General features: G+C 37.2%; 17 protein-coding genes and 1 pseudogene. 5 read left to right on the top strand and 13 right to left on the bottom strand.

The genetic code is table 11. The annotated features are described in order from the left end of the window. Nucleotides 1-357: 357 nt before the first annotated feature. From BN986_RS28155 to BN986_RS22735, 5 genes and pseudogenes are all read right to left on the bottom strand, one after another. A pseudogene (locus BN986_RS28155) lies at nt 358-633 on the bottom strand (type II toxin-antitoxin system RelE/ParE family toxin); the annotation flags it as partial. A gap of 57 nt (nt 634-690) precedes the next feature. Next, entirely contained in the window at nt 691-975 is a 285-nt protein-coding gene (locus BN986_RS22750; protein WP_040984478.1) for a type II toxin-antitoxin system Phd/YefM family antitoxin, read from the bottom strand. Between the two features lie 108 nt (nt 976-1,083). Then, nucleotides 1,084-2,076, bottom strand: coding sequence for a sensor histidine kinase (locus BN986_RS22745; protein WP_040984476.1), 993 nt, complete (start codon nt 2,074-2,076; stop codon nt 1,084-1,086). 277 nt (nt 2,077-2,353) lie between these two features. Further along, nucleotides 2,354-2,791, bottom strand: coding sequence for a GNAT family N-acetyltransferase (locus BN986_RS22740; RefSeq protein ID WP_040984474.1), 438 nt, complete (start codon nt 2,789-2,791; stop codon nt 2,354-2,356). Nucleotides 2,792-2,814: 23 nt separating this feature from the next. After that, nucleotides 2,815-3,513, bottom strand: coding sequence for a response regulator transcription factor (locus BN986_RS22735; RefSeq protein WP_040984472.1), 699 nt, complete (start codon nt 3,511-3,513; stop codon nt 2,815-2,817). Nucleotides 3,514-3,705: 192 nt separating this feature from the next. On the opposite strand from BN986_RS22735, the gene BN986_RS25940 reads away from it, so the two are divergent. Both BN986_RS25940 and BN986_RS22725 read left to right on the top strand, forming a co-directional pair. Further along, nucleotides 3,706-4,068, top strand: coding sequence for a YxeA family protein (locus tag BN986_RS25940; RefSeq protein WP_052401089.1), 363 nt, complete (start codon nt 3,706-3,708; stop codon nt 4,066-4,068). Between the two features lie 175 nt (nt 4,069-4,243). Beyond that, nucleotides 4,244-4,960, top strand: coding sequence for a bifunctional nitric oxide dioxygenase/dihydropteridine reductase 2 (locus BN986_RS22725; RefSeq protein WP_040984470.1), 717 nt, complete (start codon nt 4,244-4,246; stop codon nt 4,958-4,960). A 263-nt stretch (nt 4,961-5,223) separates the two neighbouring features. On the opposite strand, the gene BN986_RS22720 is transcribed toward BN986_RS22725, so the two are convergent. The 4 genes from BN986_RS22720 to BN986_RS22705 form a co-directional block, all read right to left on the bottom strand. After that, on the bottom strand, nt 5,224-7,800 hold the full coding sequence (locus BN986_RS22720; RefSeq protein WP_040984467.1) for an ABC transporter permease: 2,577 nt from the start codon (nt 7,798-7,800) through the stop codon (nt 5,224-5,226). Further along, nucleotides 7,797-8,480 (bottom strand): ABC transporter ATP-binding protein, encoded by a 684-nt coding sequence (locus tag BN986_RS22715; protein ID WP_040984465.1) that lies wholly within the window; start codon nt 8,478-8,480, stop codon nt 7,797-7,799. The genes BN986_RS22720 and BN986_RS22715 overlap by 4 nt, the downstream gene beginning before the upstream one ends. A 99-nt stretch (nt 8,481-8,579) precedes the next feature. Further along, entirely contained in the window at nt 8,580-9,581 is a 1,002-nt protein-coding gene (locus BN986_RS22710; protein ID WP_040984463.1) for a sensor histidine kinase, read from the bottom strand. After that, complete coding sequence (locus BN986_RS22705; protein WP_040984461.1) at nt 9,568-10,269, bottom strand: response regulator transcription factor; 702 nt, start codon at nt 10,267-10,269, stop codon at nt 9,568-9,570. The genes BN986_RS22710 and BN986_RS22705 overlap by 14 nt, the downstream gene beginning before the upstream one ends. A 188-nt stretch (nt 10,270-10,457) precedes the next feature. Between BN986_RS22705 and BN986_RS22700 the strand changes: the two genes are divergently transcribed. The 3 genes from BN986_RS22700 to BN986_RS22690 all read left to right on the top strand — a co-directional run bounded on the left by BN986_RS22700 (nt 10,458) and on the right by BN986_RS22690 (nt 13,098). Further along, nucleotides 10,458-10,964 carry a GyrI-like domain-containing protein gene (locus tag BN986_RS22700; protein ID WP_052401087.1) on the top strand — a complete coding sequence of 169 codons (507 nt, stop codon included), beginning with the start codon at nt 10,458-10,460 and terminating at the stop codon, nt 10,962-10,964. A gap of 232 nt (nt 10,965-11,196) precedes the next feature. Further along, complete coding sequence (locus BN986_RS22695) at nt 11,197-11,688, top strand: membrane lipoprotein lipid attachment site-containing protein (RefSeq protein ID WP_040984459.1); 492 nt, start codon at nt 11,197-11,199, stop codon at nt 11,686-11,688. Between the two features lie 849 nt (nt 11,689-12,537). Continuing rightward, entirely contained in the window at nt 12,538-13,098 is a 561-nt protein-coding gene (locus BN986_RS22690) for a biotin transporter BioY (protein ID WP_040984457.1), read from the top strand. 309 nt (nt 13,099-13,407) lie between these two features. Here the strand turns inward: BN986_RS22690 and BN986_RS22685 are convergent, their stop codons facing one another. The 4 genes from BN986_RS22685 to BN986_RS22670 form a co-directional block, all read right to left on the bottom strand. Then, nucleotides 13,408-14,736, bottom strand: coding sequence for a GntP family permease (locus tag BN986_RS22685; protein WP_244445072.1), 1,329 nt, complete (start codon nt 14,734-14,736; stop codon nt 13,408-13,410). 184 nt (nt 14,737-14,920) lie between these two features. Next, nucleotides 14,921-16,108 (bottom strand): L-rhamnonate dehydratase, encoded by a 1,188-nt coding sequence (gene rhmD / locus BN986_RS22680; RefSeq protein ID WP_040984453.1) that lies wholly within the window; start codon nt 16,106-16,108, stop codon nt 14,921-14,923. A gap of 81 nt (nt 16,109-16,189) precedes the next feature. Further along, entirely contained in the window at nt 16,190-17,215 is a 1,026-nt protein-coding gene (locus tag BN986_RS22675; RefSeq protein ID WP_040984451.1) for a zinc-dependent alcohol dehydrogenase, read from the bottom strand. A 21-nt stretch (nt 17,216-17,236) separates the two neighbouring features. After that, nucleotides 17,237-18,139 carry a fumarylacetoacetate hydrolase family protein gene (locus BN986_RS22670; RefSeq protein ID WP_040984448.1) on the bottom strand — a complete coding sequence of 301 codons (903 nt, stop codon included), beginning with the start codon at nt 18,137-18,139 and terminating at the stop codon, nt 17,237-17,239. Nucleotides 18,140-18,666 lie beyond the last annotated feature (527 nt).

The following is an 18,666-nucleotide window of genomic DNA, read 5'->3' as shown; positions in this document are numbered from 1 at the left end:
GGATGAGTAATCGCAGTCCCAGTCCCAGGATGTGCTAGTGCAGACGTTGCGACAACGGTTTTCGATGGGGTGAGTAATCGCAGCCCCAACCCCAGGACGTCGCGAACTTAGTCTGCTTCCTTCATTCTCCCACTGAATTAGCCTAAGTGATTCAGGGAGGTAGCGACCGTTATCTCCCGCCTAAATAAATTTATTTTCGCTCTTTATTTTGTGGCGGGAGTTTTACGGGCGCTTCTCCGTGATAAATGATCAGGAGGAGGGAAACAGTATTTTAGAAAACTTACAGGTTCGGAGATGATTATAATTTAAATCAATAAAAAAGAGAAGTGTCATTTCCTTCTCTTAAACGGTTTAACTTTATTCATTATAAGGGGATTCTTGTGAATCAACATGACTTGATAAAACTTTTGTTAAATCCATTTTAGAATAAACTATTCGATAAATCATTACTTTATCATTCTTTACTGTATAAAAGACAATATAATTTTTTACCTGTAATAGCCTATACTCATCTTCTAATTCCTTAGCAGGCTGATAAACTCTACACGAATAAGGAAACTGTTCTAACCTTGCTATAGAGTTATCCAATTGATTAACTAAATCTATTGCTGCTTCAGATGCTTTTAGTGTGTTTGAATATAATCTACAATATTCCTTAAATCACTGACTGCTAAAGGTAAATAAATTACCTTATACATTATCTGTATCCTTATCTTTTATTCTGGACCTTAACTCTGAAAACACTTCTTCATGTGTATATCTTTTATCTGTTGATTTAGCCTCTATTTCTGCTTCTTTCAATTTTAAATAAATATCACTTTCAAATATTTTCCGTTCATATGCTTCTATACTCATGACAACCATATCACCATATCCGTTCTTGGTTAAAAACACCGGTTCGGATGTTTCATGTATGATTCTTGAAATATCTGTAAAGTTATTTCTTAAATCTGAAACAGGTCGAATGTTTACCATATCCTCACTCCTTCATGATATTATCTTTATTTCATCATAATCATGATAAAATTTCAATTTAATATTCTGCTGTACTTCTTCCATAACTTATATTTCAGCTATAATGACTCATAACTTTTGCGTTTCCGAAAAAACAACCCGAAATGTTGCTCCCTCTCCTGCCTTTGACTCAAATTCAATCTGATGGTGAAGGTGCTCCACCGACTCTTTAATTAAATACAGTCCCATCCCGGTAGATTCTCTGAATTTCCTGCCGTTTTCTCCGGTATAAAAAGCATCAAATATACGCTTCTTATCCGCTTCCGGAATTCCGACGCCAAAATCCTTCACCTCCAGGACAGCCTCCTTTTCCCTTTCATAGATCGAAATAAGAATGGTATTACTTTTTCCGGAAGAATATTTTACTGCATTTAAAATAAGCTGGGTCAGAATAAAAAAAAGCCACTTTTCATCTGTCTGTACCGTTAATCCTTCTGTTCGTTCCTCCACTTTCGGATAGACTTTATTGCGTATGTAGAAGCGTTTATTTTCTCCATTTACTTCATGGACTAATGACTCCAAATGGATCGGTTTGATATGAAAATCCTGCTCAATCGTCCGCAGCCTCGCCATATAAAGAATTGTATTTAAGCCTGATTTCATCCGCTCTGTTTCCTCCCGGATACTGGAGGAGTCCGGCTCATCCAGGCCCTGTGCGGTAAGCTCAATAACAGAAATCGGCGTTTTCATCTGATGCACCCACTGATCCATCAGCTTCAGATGTTCTTCCCTCTCCTTTTCAATGGCATTGATCTGCTGCCGGTACAGTTTATACTGACTCCGCAAAAGCTCATTCAAAGCCTCTGAAACAGGGTGCTGGCTAGTTTTCTGCAATGATTCGTCCAATGTTTCCAAAGGTCTGCTTAAACGTTGATAAAATGCCCGCCGGCTGAGATATTGATAAAACAGATAGCAGGTAAGTAAAAAGAAACCAATAAAAATGGCATACAATGCCGGCAGCAGATTACGGTAACCATCCAGCCAATAAATAAGTAAAATAGCACTAAATTGCAATATATTGAGCGTAATCAGCAAAGCATGTTCTTTCAAAAATAACTTCATTGTACATCTCCTTTGAATCATGAGACATTTCATTACTTTTTAATCGTATTTCTATATAAAACGAAACTTCATTCAGTGGGAGTTTTTCGACGCACAACTTTTTACGATGGGGCGAGTAATCACAATGGTTTTCAATGGGACGAGTAATCGCAGTCCCAGCCCCAACCCCAGGACGTCGCGAACTTAGTCTGCTTCCTTCATTCTCCCACTGAATTAGCCTTAGTGATTCAGGGAGGTAGCGCCCGTTATCTCCGTGATAAAATGAATGTCTTTTTGTTTAAACATCACGACTTAGAAAAACAAGTCTTTCAATTTCTTTAAAGCCATTTCTTTTATAAAAATCTTCTGCGGGTATTCCTCTATCCGTTAAAAGTGAAATAGTGGTAATCGTATTGGAATCCAATTTATTTATTAAATCATTGATCAGTGCTTTGCCAATTCCTTTATTCTGTTTAGTCGTGTCTACACACATTTCATTAATAAATAACTCATCTCCGCTCCACCATGCCCGGCGTACTCCAAATATAAATCCAATAACCTTCCCATTTTCTACTGCTGAGACGCCTAAAAAACCGGGAGTCCGGTAAAAATCTGACAGATATTTACCAGCTTTTTTTAACGTCCATTCATCATTCCACGGTTCCTTGTTAAAAACAGTTACAAATAATTTACTGCATGAAATCAAATCATTCTCTTCAACAATTTTAAATTGCATCCTGACACTTCCCCTATGTTTACTTATTCTTCTTTCAACAGACTTTTTAACCGATAACCGACGCCCCTGACAGTTTCAACACCATCCTCTATTCCGACAGACTGCAATTTTTTCCGCACTCTAGTTATATTGACGTTTAATGTGTTTTCATCGACATAAGTTTGGTCATCCCATAGTTTTTCCAGCAAATCTTCCCTGCCGGCAACACGCGGATAGCGATTCATTAATGTTTCCATAATATCTGCTTCTTTTTTGGATAAAAATGTGTCCTTTCCGGAAAAAGTTAATTCCAGACGTTCCGGCAAAAGCTTTAGTCCTTCTATTTCCAAAAAGCGCTCCTTCACGTCCTGCGCGTATTCTCCGTATGCGCGACGGAGCTGGCTCCGTATTTTAGCCATTACAATTTCCGCACTGAACGGTTTTGTGATGAAATCATCCCCTCCATTTTCCAGTGCCATTACCTGATCCATCTCACCCGTACGTGCCGATATAAAAATCACTGGGCAAGTAGACGCTGTACGGATTTGCCTGCACCAATAAAAGCCATCATAACTTGGTAAATTAATATCTAAAAGCACCAGGTCAGGCTTTGTTTCTTGGAACACTTCCATAACTCGTTCAAAATCTGTAATAAAAGATACCTGATAACCATATTTTTCAATATAATCCTGCAAGAGCTTTGAAATCTTCGGATCATCTTCTACGATCATAATGGTCTGCATCTATATTCCCCTTTTCAAGCGTTCTATATTTTTAAATCATTATGGCACAGATTGAATGGAACTACAAAAATAGAGAAAGCATTTTCACCTTACAAAAGTGTAAGCTTCTTGTAAGTAAAAACGATTTTTGCTATCAGCCTTGTTCTTTACAATAACAATTAGAATAAAGAACATAAAAAGGAGTGTCCGCATATGAAAAAAGCAGTAAAGATATTCATTGGAGTGCTTATTATATTAACCATTACAGCTGTTGCCATTCAAAAGACAACAGCCGGGATTATTCCCATAACAGACTGGTTATTACAGCATCCTGTAGAAACCTATTACGTAGAAACAACAGAGGATAATTATGAGAAGCTATGGACCGGAAATTATAAGTATGTCTTTTCAGGATATAATGAAGAAGGCGATGAGCAGCAAATTACGAAAGTGATAGATAGAGAGCTTCGGACAGATGCTTTTCTCCGGATTGACACATCAGGAAGTTACGGAAAGGGCTGGGTAGAAATCACGGAAGAGGAAGTTCCGGAAGAAGCGTTGTCGCAGTTAAATTAAGAATTGGAAGTTTGACAACGTGAAAAACAAAACTATTCATTCAGGTATTGTTTTTCAATGGACTTATTTCACATAAATCATTTAAAATAATCGGTCCATTTAATTGAGAATTATTATCATTTGGTGTATATTAGATGGTAACAAACATATAATGAAATAAGGAGAATTGATAATAATGCAAATATATTGGACTAAAATAAATAGTATTATAGAAGAGACGCCAGAGGTTAAAACGTATATGCTCGATTGTCCGGAAGGCTTTACTTGGGAAGAAGGTTCTCACACCCACTTTGCATTTGAAGGGTTTAATGCCGGTGATAAACCAAACCGCAGTCTGATTCGCCATATGTCCATCACCACATTACCGCATGAAAATTCTATTGGGATCACAACACGCATTAGAGAAGAATGCTCTGAATTTAAACAGATTTTAAGAAATATGGAAGTTGGCCATGAAGTTGCCATATTTAAAACACACTCGAATGTACCGCTTAAAAGAGAAAATAAAAATGTTTACCTGCTATCGTCCGGCGTCGGCCTGGCAACTTTCAGACCGCTTGTACTAGATTATTTTGAACGTGCTGATAACGTCAACCAAATTCATTCTTTAAATATTGATTCATCCAGGGATTACTTATTCACGAATATTTTTGAGTCCACCCCTGACAAGAAATTCACATCACAGTTCGTTGATAATCGTAAAGACTACTATGAAGAAGTGGAAAATCTTGCTGGAGACAAGGATGGGCTGTTCTATGTAGTTGGCAGTGATGAATTCCTTACACAAAATATAGAAGTACTGCGGGAACAAGGTGTCAAGCCGGAGCAGATTATGCTCGATAAACATGAACAACAGCTACCTGCTTTTTTATCATCTGATATGCCAATTTAAGGGATCTGAAATAGTATTTTGATAAAAATAGATTCAAGATGAAGAGATAGTGCAAAAAGCAGTATCTCTTTTTTTCGGTATCGCTACAGGAAATATCTCAAGTAATAATATATCTACTAATATGTATGGGATTCATGAACAATGGGGTAAAAATTAAGCATCAAGCATTTACAAATATAAGATGTAGTAGTAAAACCTTCATTTTTAATTCAAAAAACAAGCTATCTCAGATAACCTCATCTAAGATAGCCCATTTGTTTTATTTAAATATTTTCCTGTCTCAACGTATCTACAATATTATCCTTCTTCAATTTCGAAGTCGAATAAAGCATCGCAGCCCCTACAATGATAAAGACAGCTAAAATAACAATTCCAATATAAAGCCAAGGTAATTGAAACGGATACTCGAATGCATTTCTGGTTTGTAAATGAATCCAATACATCACAACAAAACTAATAGGTAATCCGTAGATTAACGACTTCATCCCGTAGAACAAGCTTTCAAATCGGATCATTTTGTTGAAGCCTTTTGGTGTCATACCAATCGATTTTAAGGTCGCAAACTCTCTTTTTCTTAACGCAACGCTGGTTGAAACCGTATTAAATATATTTGCAATGGAAATTAAGGTTATTAGCGTAATAAATCCGTAAATAAAGATCGATAACGCTAAGACTAATTGTCTGTCCTGCTGCTGGAATTCATAGATATTCCTTATTTCTATTCCGTTGCTCATTTCAAGTGCTTCCAGCTCTTCCTGCACCTGATTCGCATCATCCGATGTAAGATATAATTCTGAACTTGCATATTGACTTGCAGGAGTACGTTCCATTATGTCATCAAATGTGTTTTCATTAACAATAACAAATAACGTATTGGAGGAAGGATAAAATTCTCCTAATGGGAAATTGTCCGTAAGACCTATCAGTTCAAGCTCTTCCTCCCCTGCTAATTGCAAGTCTCCTTTTTCCTCATCAAAATATTCAAATTGAAACGGCAGGGAATCTCCCTCCTCCACATCCAGCATTTCCGCTTCCACATATTTATTCTCATGATTCCTATAGGAGACGTTATTTACCAAAACAGCTGAAAGATTTTCATCAGAAGCTGCTGAAATATTATTATCACGCAGATAATCTCCCCAATCTTCCGGTGAGAGGCCGATTAATTGAATGGTGTAGTTCCCCGGATTTTCATCCACCATTTCTGAATCAGAGCCTTCTTCCCCTGCGATCTTTTCAGGCAGTTGAGCACCACTTTTTATTTGCTGATACATGTTGACTTCTTTTATATTATCCATATTTTCTATCTCCGGGTAAAAATCAGCCAGTTCTTTATCAACCGAATTGTCCTGGACAGAAATATCATAATTCATCTCCTCAGACTGCAGTTCAAAGGATCTGGTCAACGTGTCTGTAAAAAAGGTGACTGACAAAAATAATATAATACTGATCATTAAAGAAAATACGGTCACATGATAACGTTTCTTATTTCTTTTTAAATTCTTCAAGGCAATTTCTGCTTCATAACCGAATAATTTCTGAACAAACCGGTTTGTTTTGATTTTCTTTTTGGTAAGTTTAATATCCTTTGCCTGACGAATCGCATCGATCGCTGTAATTTTAGATGCTCTGACAGCAGGTATCCATGCGGAAATCATAATGGTAAGCAACGATACCACGATCGCAATTATAAATATCGACGGGGTTACAACCAGATGAATATCCGAATTAAAACCGGCCCCTGCTAACATTCCACTAATAAAATGAAGTGTAATACCTATTCCAAGTAATCCTGCCCCTATTCCAACCGGGATACTAATCAGACCAATAATAAACCCTTCAAATAATACAGAATTTCGCTTTTGTCTTTTCGTTGCCCCGACACTGGAAAGCATGCCTAAATATCTGGATCGTTCTGATACGGATATTGCAAAAGCATTATAAATCAATACAATTGATCCAACCATAATAATCACAATAATAACCGTAAGAAGACCGGAAAGTGCTGCCACCATACCGCCGTTCAAGGAGATTAAATGCGTATCGAGCAAATCGGTATTCGTTGCCGTTTCTGTAACTTCAATTCCCAAATCTTCTCTTAATTTTTCTAAATCATCAAACAGCGTACTGTTTAATTCATTTACTTTGACATACGCCTGATCAAACTCTGTCAAAGCTAAACCATCTGTATAAGAAAGCACCGTATATCCTGCTGCCCAGGCGGGTTCCCAAATAGGCTCCGCAATCTCGCCGACAATCGTAAAGCTGTGTTCTTCCTGATCACGTAATTCTTCCTCTAATCCATTTTCTCCTTCATAAAGCGATTCATCCAGAGCCAGGGGACGATCCTCTTCTTCATTCAGTGCATATCTCTGGCCAATATCCAGCTCAATCGTGTCCCCTATCTGATAATCAACATCCTCCTTCTTTAACGCCTCCGAAATAACAACCTCATTATCATTTCTCGGCAGTCTTCCCTCTGTCAATTCCACCTGCATCTGTTTCATAGCTGTTTCATCCATTGACCGGACGTAAAGGTATCTTTTCATTGATTGATCACTTAGCGGGGCAAAGCCTAATTCTTCCATAAGGCCAATGGATGCCGTATTTTCTTCAGCCTGAATGGCTTTTAATTGTTCCTTATCTACGTCTTCTACGGCATAGTGCCAGTCCCCTCTATAAGAAATAACATCCCGCTGCTGCATGTCTATAATAGAAGCGCCTAATGCGGCGACAGCTGTAATCATTGCGACAGAAATAACCACCCCAAAGATCGTAACGAGCGTCCTCCGCTTGTTCTCCTTGAGATGCCTCAGCGTTACTTTATTGACAATATTCATGGACGGATCACCTCGTCCTTGGCAATCGTTCCGTCCTCTATCGAAATCACCCGGTCCGCTTGCAGGGCAATACGATCATCGTGCGTGATAACTACCAATGTTTGATTATAAGTTTTATTAAACAGCTTTAACAAATCAATAATTTCTTTACTATTCTTACTATCTAAATTTCCGGTTGGTTCATCAGCAAGGATAATAGATGGATTACTGATTAATGCTCTGCCAATTGAAACACGCTGCTGCTGACCGCCGGATAATTGGTTCGGCAAATAATCGAGACGTTTTTGCAACCCCAAAATTTCCACAATTTCTTTGAAATGCTTTTGATCTACTTTATGTGCATCTAATAACATCGGCAAGGTAATATTCTCTTCCACTGTTAAAATTGGCAATAGATTGTAAAATTGATAAATTAAACCAATTTGTCGTCTCCGAAAGATCGCCAGCTGTGTTTCATTTAATCCATAAATATCTGTCTTCTCAATAAACACTTTTCCATTCGTTGGCTTGTCCACACCTCCCAACAAATGCAGGAGAGTCGATTTTCCGGAACCAGAAGGTCCAATAATCGCTACAAACTCCCCCTGCTCCACAGAAAAAGATACATTATCTAATGCCTTTACTGCCGTGTCTCCTTTTCCATACACTTTAGACAAATTTTCAATCCGCATTAATACCATTCCGTTTTCCTCCTTGTTGCTTTCCTTTACTTTCTACTCTACTTGTCTAAAATGACGGAACAGTGACAATGCCGCCGGTGACAAAATTGTCACTTTGGCTTAAACAACCTGCTTGTAAAATTTCAGAATAAAAGTAGTGCCTCTCCCCAGCTCACTGTTGACCTCAATATCTCCTTGCTGATTGGTGACAATCGAATAAGCCATCGCTAATCCAATACCAACACTTCCATCTGCCGCATGACTTCCTTTATAAAAACGTTTAAAAATATGCGGGATCTCTGTCTTTTCAATTCCTTGTCCATTATCCCTGATTCGTATTTCTGTATAAATCGCATTTTCTTCATAAGAGATCGTTATTTTTCCGCCGTTCGGTGTATGCTCGACCGCATTCTTTAATATATTGATACAAGCTTCTTTCGTCCAATTTTTATCCCCAATAAATGCAGTGCACGGCTCCCCTTCTATTTCCAGATCTATTTCTTTCAGTTCAAGAGGAATTTCCATCGGTGCTGCTGCTTCTTTAACAAGCTGTTTCGCTTCTATCTTTTCCTTATGGAATAACGTAGTTCCTGCATCAATCTTGGAAAGCTTTAATAACGAAGAAACAAGCCACTCCATCCTTTCTAATTGCCTGCGGATATGGTATGTAAATTCCTGTCGTTTTTCAACTTCTAAATCTGGCTCGCTTAATAAATCAGCCATGACCGTCATTGAAGTAAGCGGTGTTTTGATTTGATGGGAAATATCTGAAATCGCATCTGTTAACTTTTCTTTATCCTTCTTCAATCCTTCCTGTTGTTCCGATAACATTCTTGTCATTTTATAGATTTCATTTTTTAATATACTAAGATCACCTTCCCGGTTATCCCGGACATCCAGCGAGGTATCACCTGCCATTATTTTTCGTAAATAACTGGATAGCTGAATCATTTTCTGATAACGCCAGACCATCCATACAATATAGCAAACAGCCAAGGTCCCGCCCACAACAGCAATAAATAAAGCGGTGACAGGTGAATGGATATAGCCCAGCAATACTCCAATCCCTAAAATCAGTACAGTGGAAATAACAAAAACACGGATTTCCTTATTTCTTAACATCTTCAGCCGCCATCCTGTATCCCAGTCCTCTGACTGTTTCTATTAACGCCGGTTTTTGCGGGTTATCCTCAATTTTCTTGCGGAGCCGTTTGATATATACCGTGAGCGTATTATCATTGACAAATTCACCGGCTGCGTCCCATATTTGCTCCAGCAGCTGTTCACGGGACAGAATCAGGCCGCGGTGATTGATAAAAATCATAAGTAAACGGTATTCCAAAGCTGTTAAGACCAGCTCCTCCTGCTGTTTATAAACCTTTCCCTCCAACGGGTAAACCTCTACCGAATGAAGCTGGATAGAATCTTTCTCATGGGTTTTACTTTTCTGATAGCGTCTGAGGACGGTTTTAATCCGCGAGCTTAGTTCACGGATGCGAAATGGCTTGGTAATATAATCATCCGCACCCATATCCAGACCCATTACCACGTTCACTTCATCATCGGCAACGGTCAGAAAAATAACAGGAACATCCGTCTTCTCCTTCACCCGGCGGCATAAATCATAGCCGCTTCCATCAGGCAAGGATAGATCAAATAAGCATAGAGAAATGCCGCTTAGCTCTTTTTCGATAACTTCTTCCGCTCCCTGCGTATGATGACAGACAATCACTTCATAACCTTCCTGATTTAAGGAGTACTCTAAACCGGATGCAATTGTTTTATCGTCCTCTACAATAAGTAATTTCATAACTTTTCCTCCGTCCTCTTGTTACTTTTCTACATACCTATTATACAAACAGATGAAACTAAGTTACATATTTCAAATTATTTTTTAAATTATTTGATTATTTTTAAAATAATGGTTGTTTTTCATTTTAAAGGAACTTATGATGTTTTTAGGCGCCGGCGTACTTATAATTTTTAGGAGTGTTTCAGATGAAAATAGAACAAATTTCAGATTTACCAATTGTCTATATGCGGAGAACAGGGGCATATGGGGAGGAAAATCAACAGCTGATGGCTGCGTTTAAACATTGGATGACCTATAACAATACTTCACAGGATAATTTACTGACAGATAGCGCAATTATATTAGGAATTATCCATGATGATCCGGCTCTTGTTTCTCCTGAAGCATGCCGATATGATACAGCATTGGTACTTTCTGAGCAGCAAGAAATAGATGATGCATGTGTTCAAAAGGGTATGTTACAAGGAGGCAATTATGCTGTTTTTACTATTGATCATACAGCGGAAGCAATGAACAGGGCCTGGCAGGATATTTTCACTGAATTAACTGAGGCCTGCTATCAGTTAGATGAGGCTAGACCAATTATAGAGCGGTATACGAAGTCCATGCTGGAAAACACGTTTGTGAAATTTGCTTGCCTGTGCAGGGGTAGGTCTAGCATTTTTAATGATCAAATAAGAAAATTCGTCTAGATTCAACCAGTTGAATTTTTTACACACACTAGACTTGAATATTTCAAAGCGGGTTTATCTTTTTCAAGACTTATGTCTTAGCTGTTTAGTAAAATATGATTTTTGTTTTTCAGTGATAACTATATAAAAAATACGTTTAATATGTTAAATAAAGGGTATTCACTAGATAACAGCATAAGATAACAATCATAATAACTAATCGATTAACTTCCATAAAGTAAGGAGGCGGAAAATGAAGAGGTATATCTTTCTTCTTTTTTCTTTGCTCGTCATTGCAGGATGCAGCAGCGAAGCAGGAAGTATGCCAGGGTATTTAAGTACACCGGATGAAATTTATGAAGAATATGGCGAACATGATTATGAACCGATAAATGCCCCAGAAAATGCGTCTCTTTCACAGCCCTACTTCAATTACAATGATGAAACCTCTTATATCGCTGCAGGAATAAGTGAAGAAGAAGATATAGTATATTCCTTTGGACTTAATTTTTCAGAAACGGATGAACCTGAACGGACTTATGAAGAAGCACTGGAAGAAGCAAAAAAGCATATGCCTGAGGATGCAGAAGAAGTAAACGAAGAACAGACAGACGATGGAATCCATTTACGATTTGAAACAGACGAATTTGAAGAATATCATCAATTTAATGTAAATTTGATAGAAGGCGACAATGATGAAATGTATAATACCGTTTTTATTGTACCCGATCTTGAAATTGAATAGCAGGTCAGAACAAATGGATAAATGATTATCTTATTTTAAACATCAACCTTATTAATTAACTTTGGTAGTATTCTAAAAATATTGAAGGGTTAAATTGCATAAAAAAGTGAAATTTTTACTTTTATCATTAGCATGTTTCTTTTTGGTATAAATATTGTTTCCTTGAAAAATTATGGTTATTTGGAATATAGCCCTAGTAATATACATTGAACTACTCCATCTTGATTTCAAGCAAAACCTGAAGATGGAGATTCCTACGAACACCAATGCAACCATCAGTTATTTTAGCAGGCTCTACCCGTAGTCTCTACGGTGAACACTTTAATACTTTATACGACGGTTTCACCGCACATCCTGTTTTAGCTTGGTTTTCGCAATTTCAGTGTGTGCGTGTCAAGTAGTGCTTGGATATTTTACGTGACAAAGCATTTCTTGTCACAACCCTGTATATCCAGTTCTCAAAGACTGTTTCGTATATTGATATAGTATCACAAGAACGTATGTTTGTATACAAAAAAACGATTTATCTCCACCCTAGCTTCGCTTGAGGCTGGAGTTTTCTCGATCAAAATGATAAATTCGAGATATTATTTCAAATTGGGAAAGTAAGATTAGTAATTTACTAGTCAAATAGGTAATAACGCTTCTAGTGATTTACACTCGAAGTGTTTTTACCTTACAGAAACAACACTCCTATAAATCAAGCTAATTCATCATTTAAGACAGCATTTACAACAACACTGGTATTTAACAAATCCGCCCACATTGTCAACCTTAAATAAAATAAGTTGACAATAAGGATATATTCTCTTATTCTATTATTATTACAACAAGAAAGTAGGAAATAAATTGAGAGTAAGAGATATGATGTTTATGTCACTATTTGCAGCAATTATCGGTGTTTTAGCTATTTTCCCTCCTATTCCAGTTCCGGTTATTCCTGTACCAGTTGTCGCACAAACACTCGGCATCATGCTGGCTGGCGGAATACTTGGCGCAAAACGTGCCGGCCTCAGCGTACTCCTTTTTGTTTTTCTCATTGCAGTTGGAGTTCCTTTACTAACCGGCGGACGGGGTGGTTTAGGGGTTCTGGTTGGACCAACTGGAGGTTATATTCTATCCTGGCCAATCGCAGCCTGGATTATCGGATATTTTACAGAAAAAAATATCCATTCTCTAACCTATTGGAAGCTTGTATTAATTACTACTTTCGGCGGGGTTATTATTGTTAATATCATCGGTGTTACCTATCTATCTATCTTGTCTAATCTTCCATGGGGGCCGACCGCCGTCTCAGCTCTTGTATTCTTACCCGGGGATGTTTTAAAGGCGCTAATTGCCAGTGCTGTTATTATCAAAATAAATCAGGTTTATCCGTTGATTGATAGAGGGCAGCGGATTACATATTGAGATTGGAAGCATAATTTATATAATATCTCATCTAGTCAGGGAAAATTTAGAGGTGGTATTGTGTAACATTGTAAGAACTTATAGCAGGAAATAAAGTGAAAACAAAAATTTATATAAAATTTTGTATGTGAGTTATTAAACTGATTCTTTGAGATATGGATATCAACAATTTCAAATAAGAAGACTTATTTTTTCACTTTATCATTCTTGTGAAATAGTATCTACATCCACATAAATTAATTAAAACACACCTTGAAGTATAGAGCAGTGATTATTACTCTATACTTCAAGTATTTTCAACTCAATCTATTAGAAAATATGAGCGCCAATTAAAGTAATTAATAACACAATAATACCAGCAAGTGCTTCACTAGTAGTATATGTTTTCAAACCACCTTTAACAGTTAAACCAGCAATTTTAGTAGTAATCCAAAATCCACTATCATTCACATGCCCAAGCATTAAACCACCTGATAAGGAAGCCATCGCCACCCAAACAGGTTGAACATCTGTCCCCGCAACAACACCAGCCATAATGGTCATAGTAGTAATCCCTGCAACAGTACCAGAACCAGTTATTGTACGGAATAGCACACCCATAAAAAATGATAATAAGATAATACTTAATGTAGATTGTGCATCACTTACAAAGATATCTAAAATAGCTTGGTCAATGCCAGTACCTTGAATGATAGCACCAAAAGCGCCACCCGCACCAGTAATTAATAATACAATACCTGTTGCTTGCATTGCTTCTGAAGACGATGCATCTCTTTGTTCTTTATTTAAGGTTTTTGCTGCAACTAAGTATGCTGCAAGTGCACCAATTAATAAAGCTATGATTCGATCACTTAAAAATGTGATAATTTCTGGATTTTCTTCAAAGATAACATTACCAACTGAACCCAACAAAATCATGATACTTGGTAAAATGATTGGAATCAGTGCCAACCATGCAGATGGTGGATTCTCCGGAATATCTAAATTACCATACGGATTTTCCACAGTAGCATCTTCGTCTGTTTCTTTTTTCCAAAATCCTTTATCAAGAAACCAAAAATACATTTTTATCGTTAATAGCGTTGCGATAAATCCAACAATCGTACCTACCAGAATCATAAGACCTAAGTCAAATTCTAGAATACTTGCAGCTGCTAATGGATTGGGCGTTGGCGGTACTAAAGTATGTGAAAGTGCTGCTCCGATTATAATAGCACCTACTGGATAAGGTAGTGACTTATTAAGCTGTTTCCCAATTTGTACTGCAAGCGGTACCAAAATTAAAAAAGCAACATCAAAAAATACGGGAATAGCTAATACGAATGCAGCAAGTCCAATAGAGTACAGCGCTAGTTTTTCAGATGTCTTCTTTACAATTGCATGAGCAATAGAATAAGCACCACCTGAGTCAGAAATCAATTTACCTAAAATAACACCTAACCCGATAGGAATACCAAGATCACGCATCATACCAGCGAATCCATCAGAAATCCCTTCGATAGTCCCAACCAACCCCAAACCAGAAGCAATCCCCATGAATAAACTAGCTATTACCAAGGAAATGGCAACATTCAATTTAAAAAACACAACAAGTCCAAGCATGATCATTAAAGCTATTACCAAATATACTATCAACATTATATCTGCCCCCATAAACTTTCTCCCTTTTCTAAAAAAGGCGCTTTTCTCCTCTCTAAATATCGTCAACAGTGTTGGTTATCCATCGACATTATTGAGTAAGCGCCTAATATAGTTGAATCAGTCATGTTCTTCTTTATCACGGAGAACCGCCCTTAAAACTCCCACTGAATGAAGTTTCGTTTTATGCATCCTTTAAAATTTGCTCTAAGTTAGCATCTTTGGCTAACGTTACTCCAAAACCTGGCTTATCATTTATTTTCACCTTGCCATTTTCTGGAATGATTTCCCCCTCCAGCAAAGGAAAATATTGTGGAACTACTTCATCCGCATTTGGGCTCATTACTAAATATTCCGCAAACGGACTATTCGTTTTTGTAATTACATAGTGATAGCTGTATACCCCACTACCATGTGGGATCACATATTTACCGTGGCTTTCTGCTAGATTACCGATCTTTATAAGCTCTGTTAAACCACCACACCAGCCTACATCTGGTTGTACAATATCTATATCCGTAAATTCTAACAACATTTTAAATCCATAACGGGTTGCTTCATGCTCACCGCCAGTTATCATCATATTATTTGGAGCACGTTTTTTCAGATCACGATATGCCCAGTAATCATCTGGGTTAAAACATTCTTCTATCCACCTAAGTCCATATTCGTTGGATTTTTCCATTAGTTTTTGTGCATAAGGTAAATCTAGTGCCATCCAACAATCCCACATAAGCATGAATTCGTCTCCAACTTTTTCACGCATATCAGCTAATCGTTCGATATTTTTTCTTAAACCGTCTTCGCCATCAGCAGGGCCATATACAAGTGGCATTTTCCCACCAATAAAACCCATTTTTTTCGCTAAATCGGGACGGGGGCCAGTTGCATAGCAAGAAATTTCATCACGAACCTTTCCGCCAATCATTGCATATACAGGTTCTTGCCTTACTTTCCCAAGTAAATCCCATAATGCTAAATCAACTGCAGAAATTGCATTCATAACAATACCTTTTCGGCCATAATAGATAGTAGACCGATACATTTGATCCCACATTTTTTCTATTGCTGTAACAGGCTGTTTAACAATAAAACGGTCTAAGTGATTCATCACAATCCAGGCTGCTGGATAACCTCCCGTAGAGATTCCGACACCAATTTCACCGTTATCAGATTCAATTTCAACTACTAATGTTTTTAATGCATTAATTCCAAAACTAGTACGTGTTTTTTTATATTCGGGATAAATACTCATTGGTGTGGCAATTTGATTTACAATCCAATGCTCCTGATCTTGATCGTGATAATCGCCACCGCCACCACCAACAACATACGCGCGAATATCAACAATTTTTTGTTCAGTTACACTCATTATGTTTTCCTCCTTTAAGGTCTTTTTCTTTTAATCGATGTAACTAGTACTTTAATCCAATTCATTAAGTTCAATGCAATTTTACTTATTTAAATCTAGAAAAATTTTACTATTCTTAACTTCGCCATTTACTAGATCCATAAATGATTGCTGTCCATCTTCTAATGTACGGACTTCTGTCCATCCTTTAGGAGTTACTTTCTCTTCTACTAGAAGCTGAACAGCATCCTGAAAATCTTGTCTTGAGTAGCAGAACGATCCAAGAATTGTAATTTCACTTCGGATATAGTGGTTAATTGGAACAACTGTTTCATCAATTCCAAGACCAACATTCATAATCATTCCACCTGGATTAACAACTTTTGCAGATTGTGTACGAGTTGCTTGGAATCCTACCGCATCAATCACAACATCAATTCCCTTATAACCTACAATTTCTTCTAGTTTTGCTTCAAAATCATCTTTACTATTATTTAACGTATTCTCAATGCCAACTTCTTGAAGTGTCTGTAAACGGTCTTCATTGATATCAGCAACGATAATTTTATTTGCACCAAGTTCTTTCGCCACAAATGAACTTAATAATCCGATTGCTCCAGCTCCATACACCAGAATATTGGGAACAGTATGTGCGGCCATCGCGCGTCTGACTGCTCTAAATGTACATGCTAATGGTTCAGCCAAAGAAGCTGCAAAAGAATCAAGTTTCTCCGGAACTTCAACAATAGCACTTGCTGGAACAGCTACATATTCTGCAAAGGCTCCTGAACGGTGAATCCCAATAATTTGTCTATTTTCACATTGTGTTTCATTGCCTCGACGACATTGCTTACAAGTTCCACAAATTAGTAATGGATTCACCACTACTTTAGTTCCTTTTGTCACACCTGTAACAGATTTCCCTATATCTGCAATATGGCCACTGAACTCATGTCCCATAACTAGTGGAGGAACACGCAAGCTGTTATGACCTAAAAAACCCTCGATCTCTGATCCACAAAGCCCTACTGCCTCAACCTTAATTAATACTTCGTTCTGTTTTAGTTCTGGTATTTGTTTTTCTTCAATTTCCATTTTTTTTGGACCATTCCATGATAAAACTTTCATCAAAATCCCCCCAGTTCTCTATTAGCGCACAGGGTTTTCTAGCACCCCTATATTTTCTATTTGAATTTTACATGTATCACCAGATTCTAAGAATACTTGTGGATCACGGAATACTCCAACTCCATGAGGTGTACCCGTTGCAATAATATCTCCAGGTTCAAATGTAAAACCTTTAGATAAATAAGAGATAAGGTAAGGAATATTAAAAATTAAATTCTTGGTATTTGAGTCTTGTAATATTTCACCATTAAGCTCCAATGTAATTTCTAGATTATGAGGATCCTCAATTTCATCTTTAGTTACAATCACAGGACCAATTGGCGCGAATGTATCGTAAGATTTCCCACGTACCCATTGCCCGTCTTCAAACTGTATATCTCTAGCACTTACATCATTTAAGATAGTATAACCAAATACGTAATTAAGTGCTTCTTCTTCTGAAATGTTCTTTCCCTTTTCACCTATTACTACAGCAAGTTCAGCTTCATAGTCTACTTGTGCTGAATCCTCAGGCAGTTTAATAACATCATTAGGTCCTACAATACATGATGGCCATTTAGAGAAAATCATTGGTTTTTTTGGTGGTTCTACATTTTGTTCAATACAATGATCCATATAGTTATTTCCTACACAAACTAATTTTCCTGGACGAGAAACCGGTGGTAACACTTTTATATTTTCTAATTTATGAGCAACTTGAGACACATCTTCCTTCTTTGCCTGTGCCCAATTCCAAACCTTTTCAATAGTCTCCATAACTTCTTCATTATGAACAACAATAAAGTCTAAATCACCTTTGATTGAGACATTTTCGCCATTGTGTTGGTTAAAAATTTCAATAAGCTCCTTCAAATCGTAAACGCTTTCTTTTTCTTGAATCCCAACTTTTGTTTGCTCATTTTGTTGAAACGTAAGTAATCTCATTTCACACATAACCCCTTTCTAAATTTGAAAAAATAATAGTCTACAGAAAAAGTATATTAAGTAGTGATTTACACTTTTTAAATACTACTTAATCTAAGCACCACAACATTAGTTTATTATATAAAACTAAGTTTTTTTGGATAAACCGATTATAATTTAAGAGGATTTAATTGTCAAATAATTTTCAAATATTCTTATTGTTTATACTTTGTTCTTTTCAGTTCGTGGCTGTTATCTTAATAAATTTTCTAACCAATAACACGTAATAAAACGAAACTTCATTCAGTGGGAGTTTTTCGACGCACAACTCTTTACGATGGGACGAGTAATCGCAGTCCCAGGACGTCGCGAACTTAGTCTGCTTCCTTCATTCTCCCACTGAATTAGCCTTAGTGATTCAGGGAGGTAGCGCCCGTTATCTCCCGCCTAAATCAATTTATTTTCGCTCTTTATTTTGTGGCGGGAGTTTTACAGGCGGTTCTCCGTGATAAAAAAATGTAGAAAAGCTATTCAATATGGAGAATAAT

The organism is Oceanobacillus jeddahensis, assembly GCF_000750635.1.
Lineage (GTDB): Bacteria > Bacillota > Bacilli > Bacillales > Amphibacillaceae > Oceanobacillus > Oceanobacillus jeddahense.
This window is presented reverse-complemented; position numbering and strand designations above follow the sequence as displayed.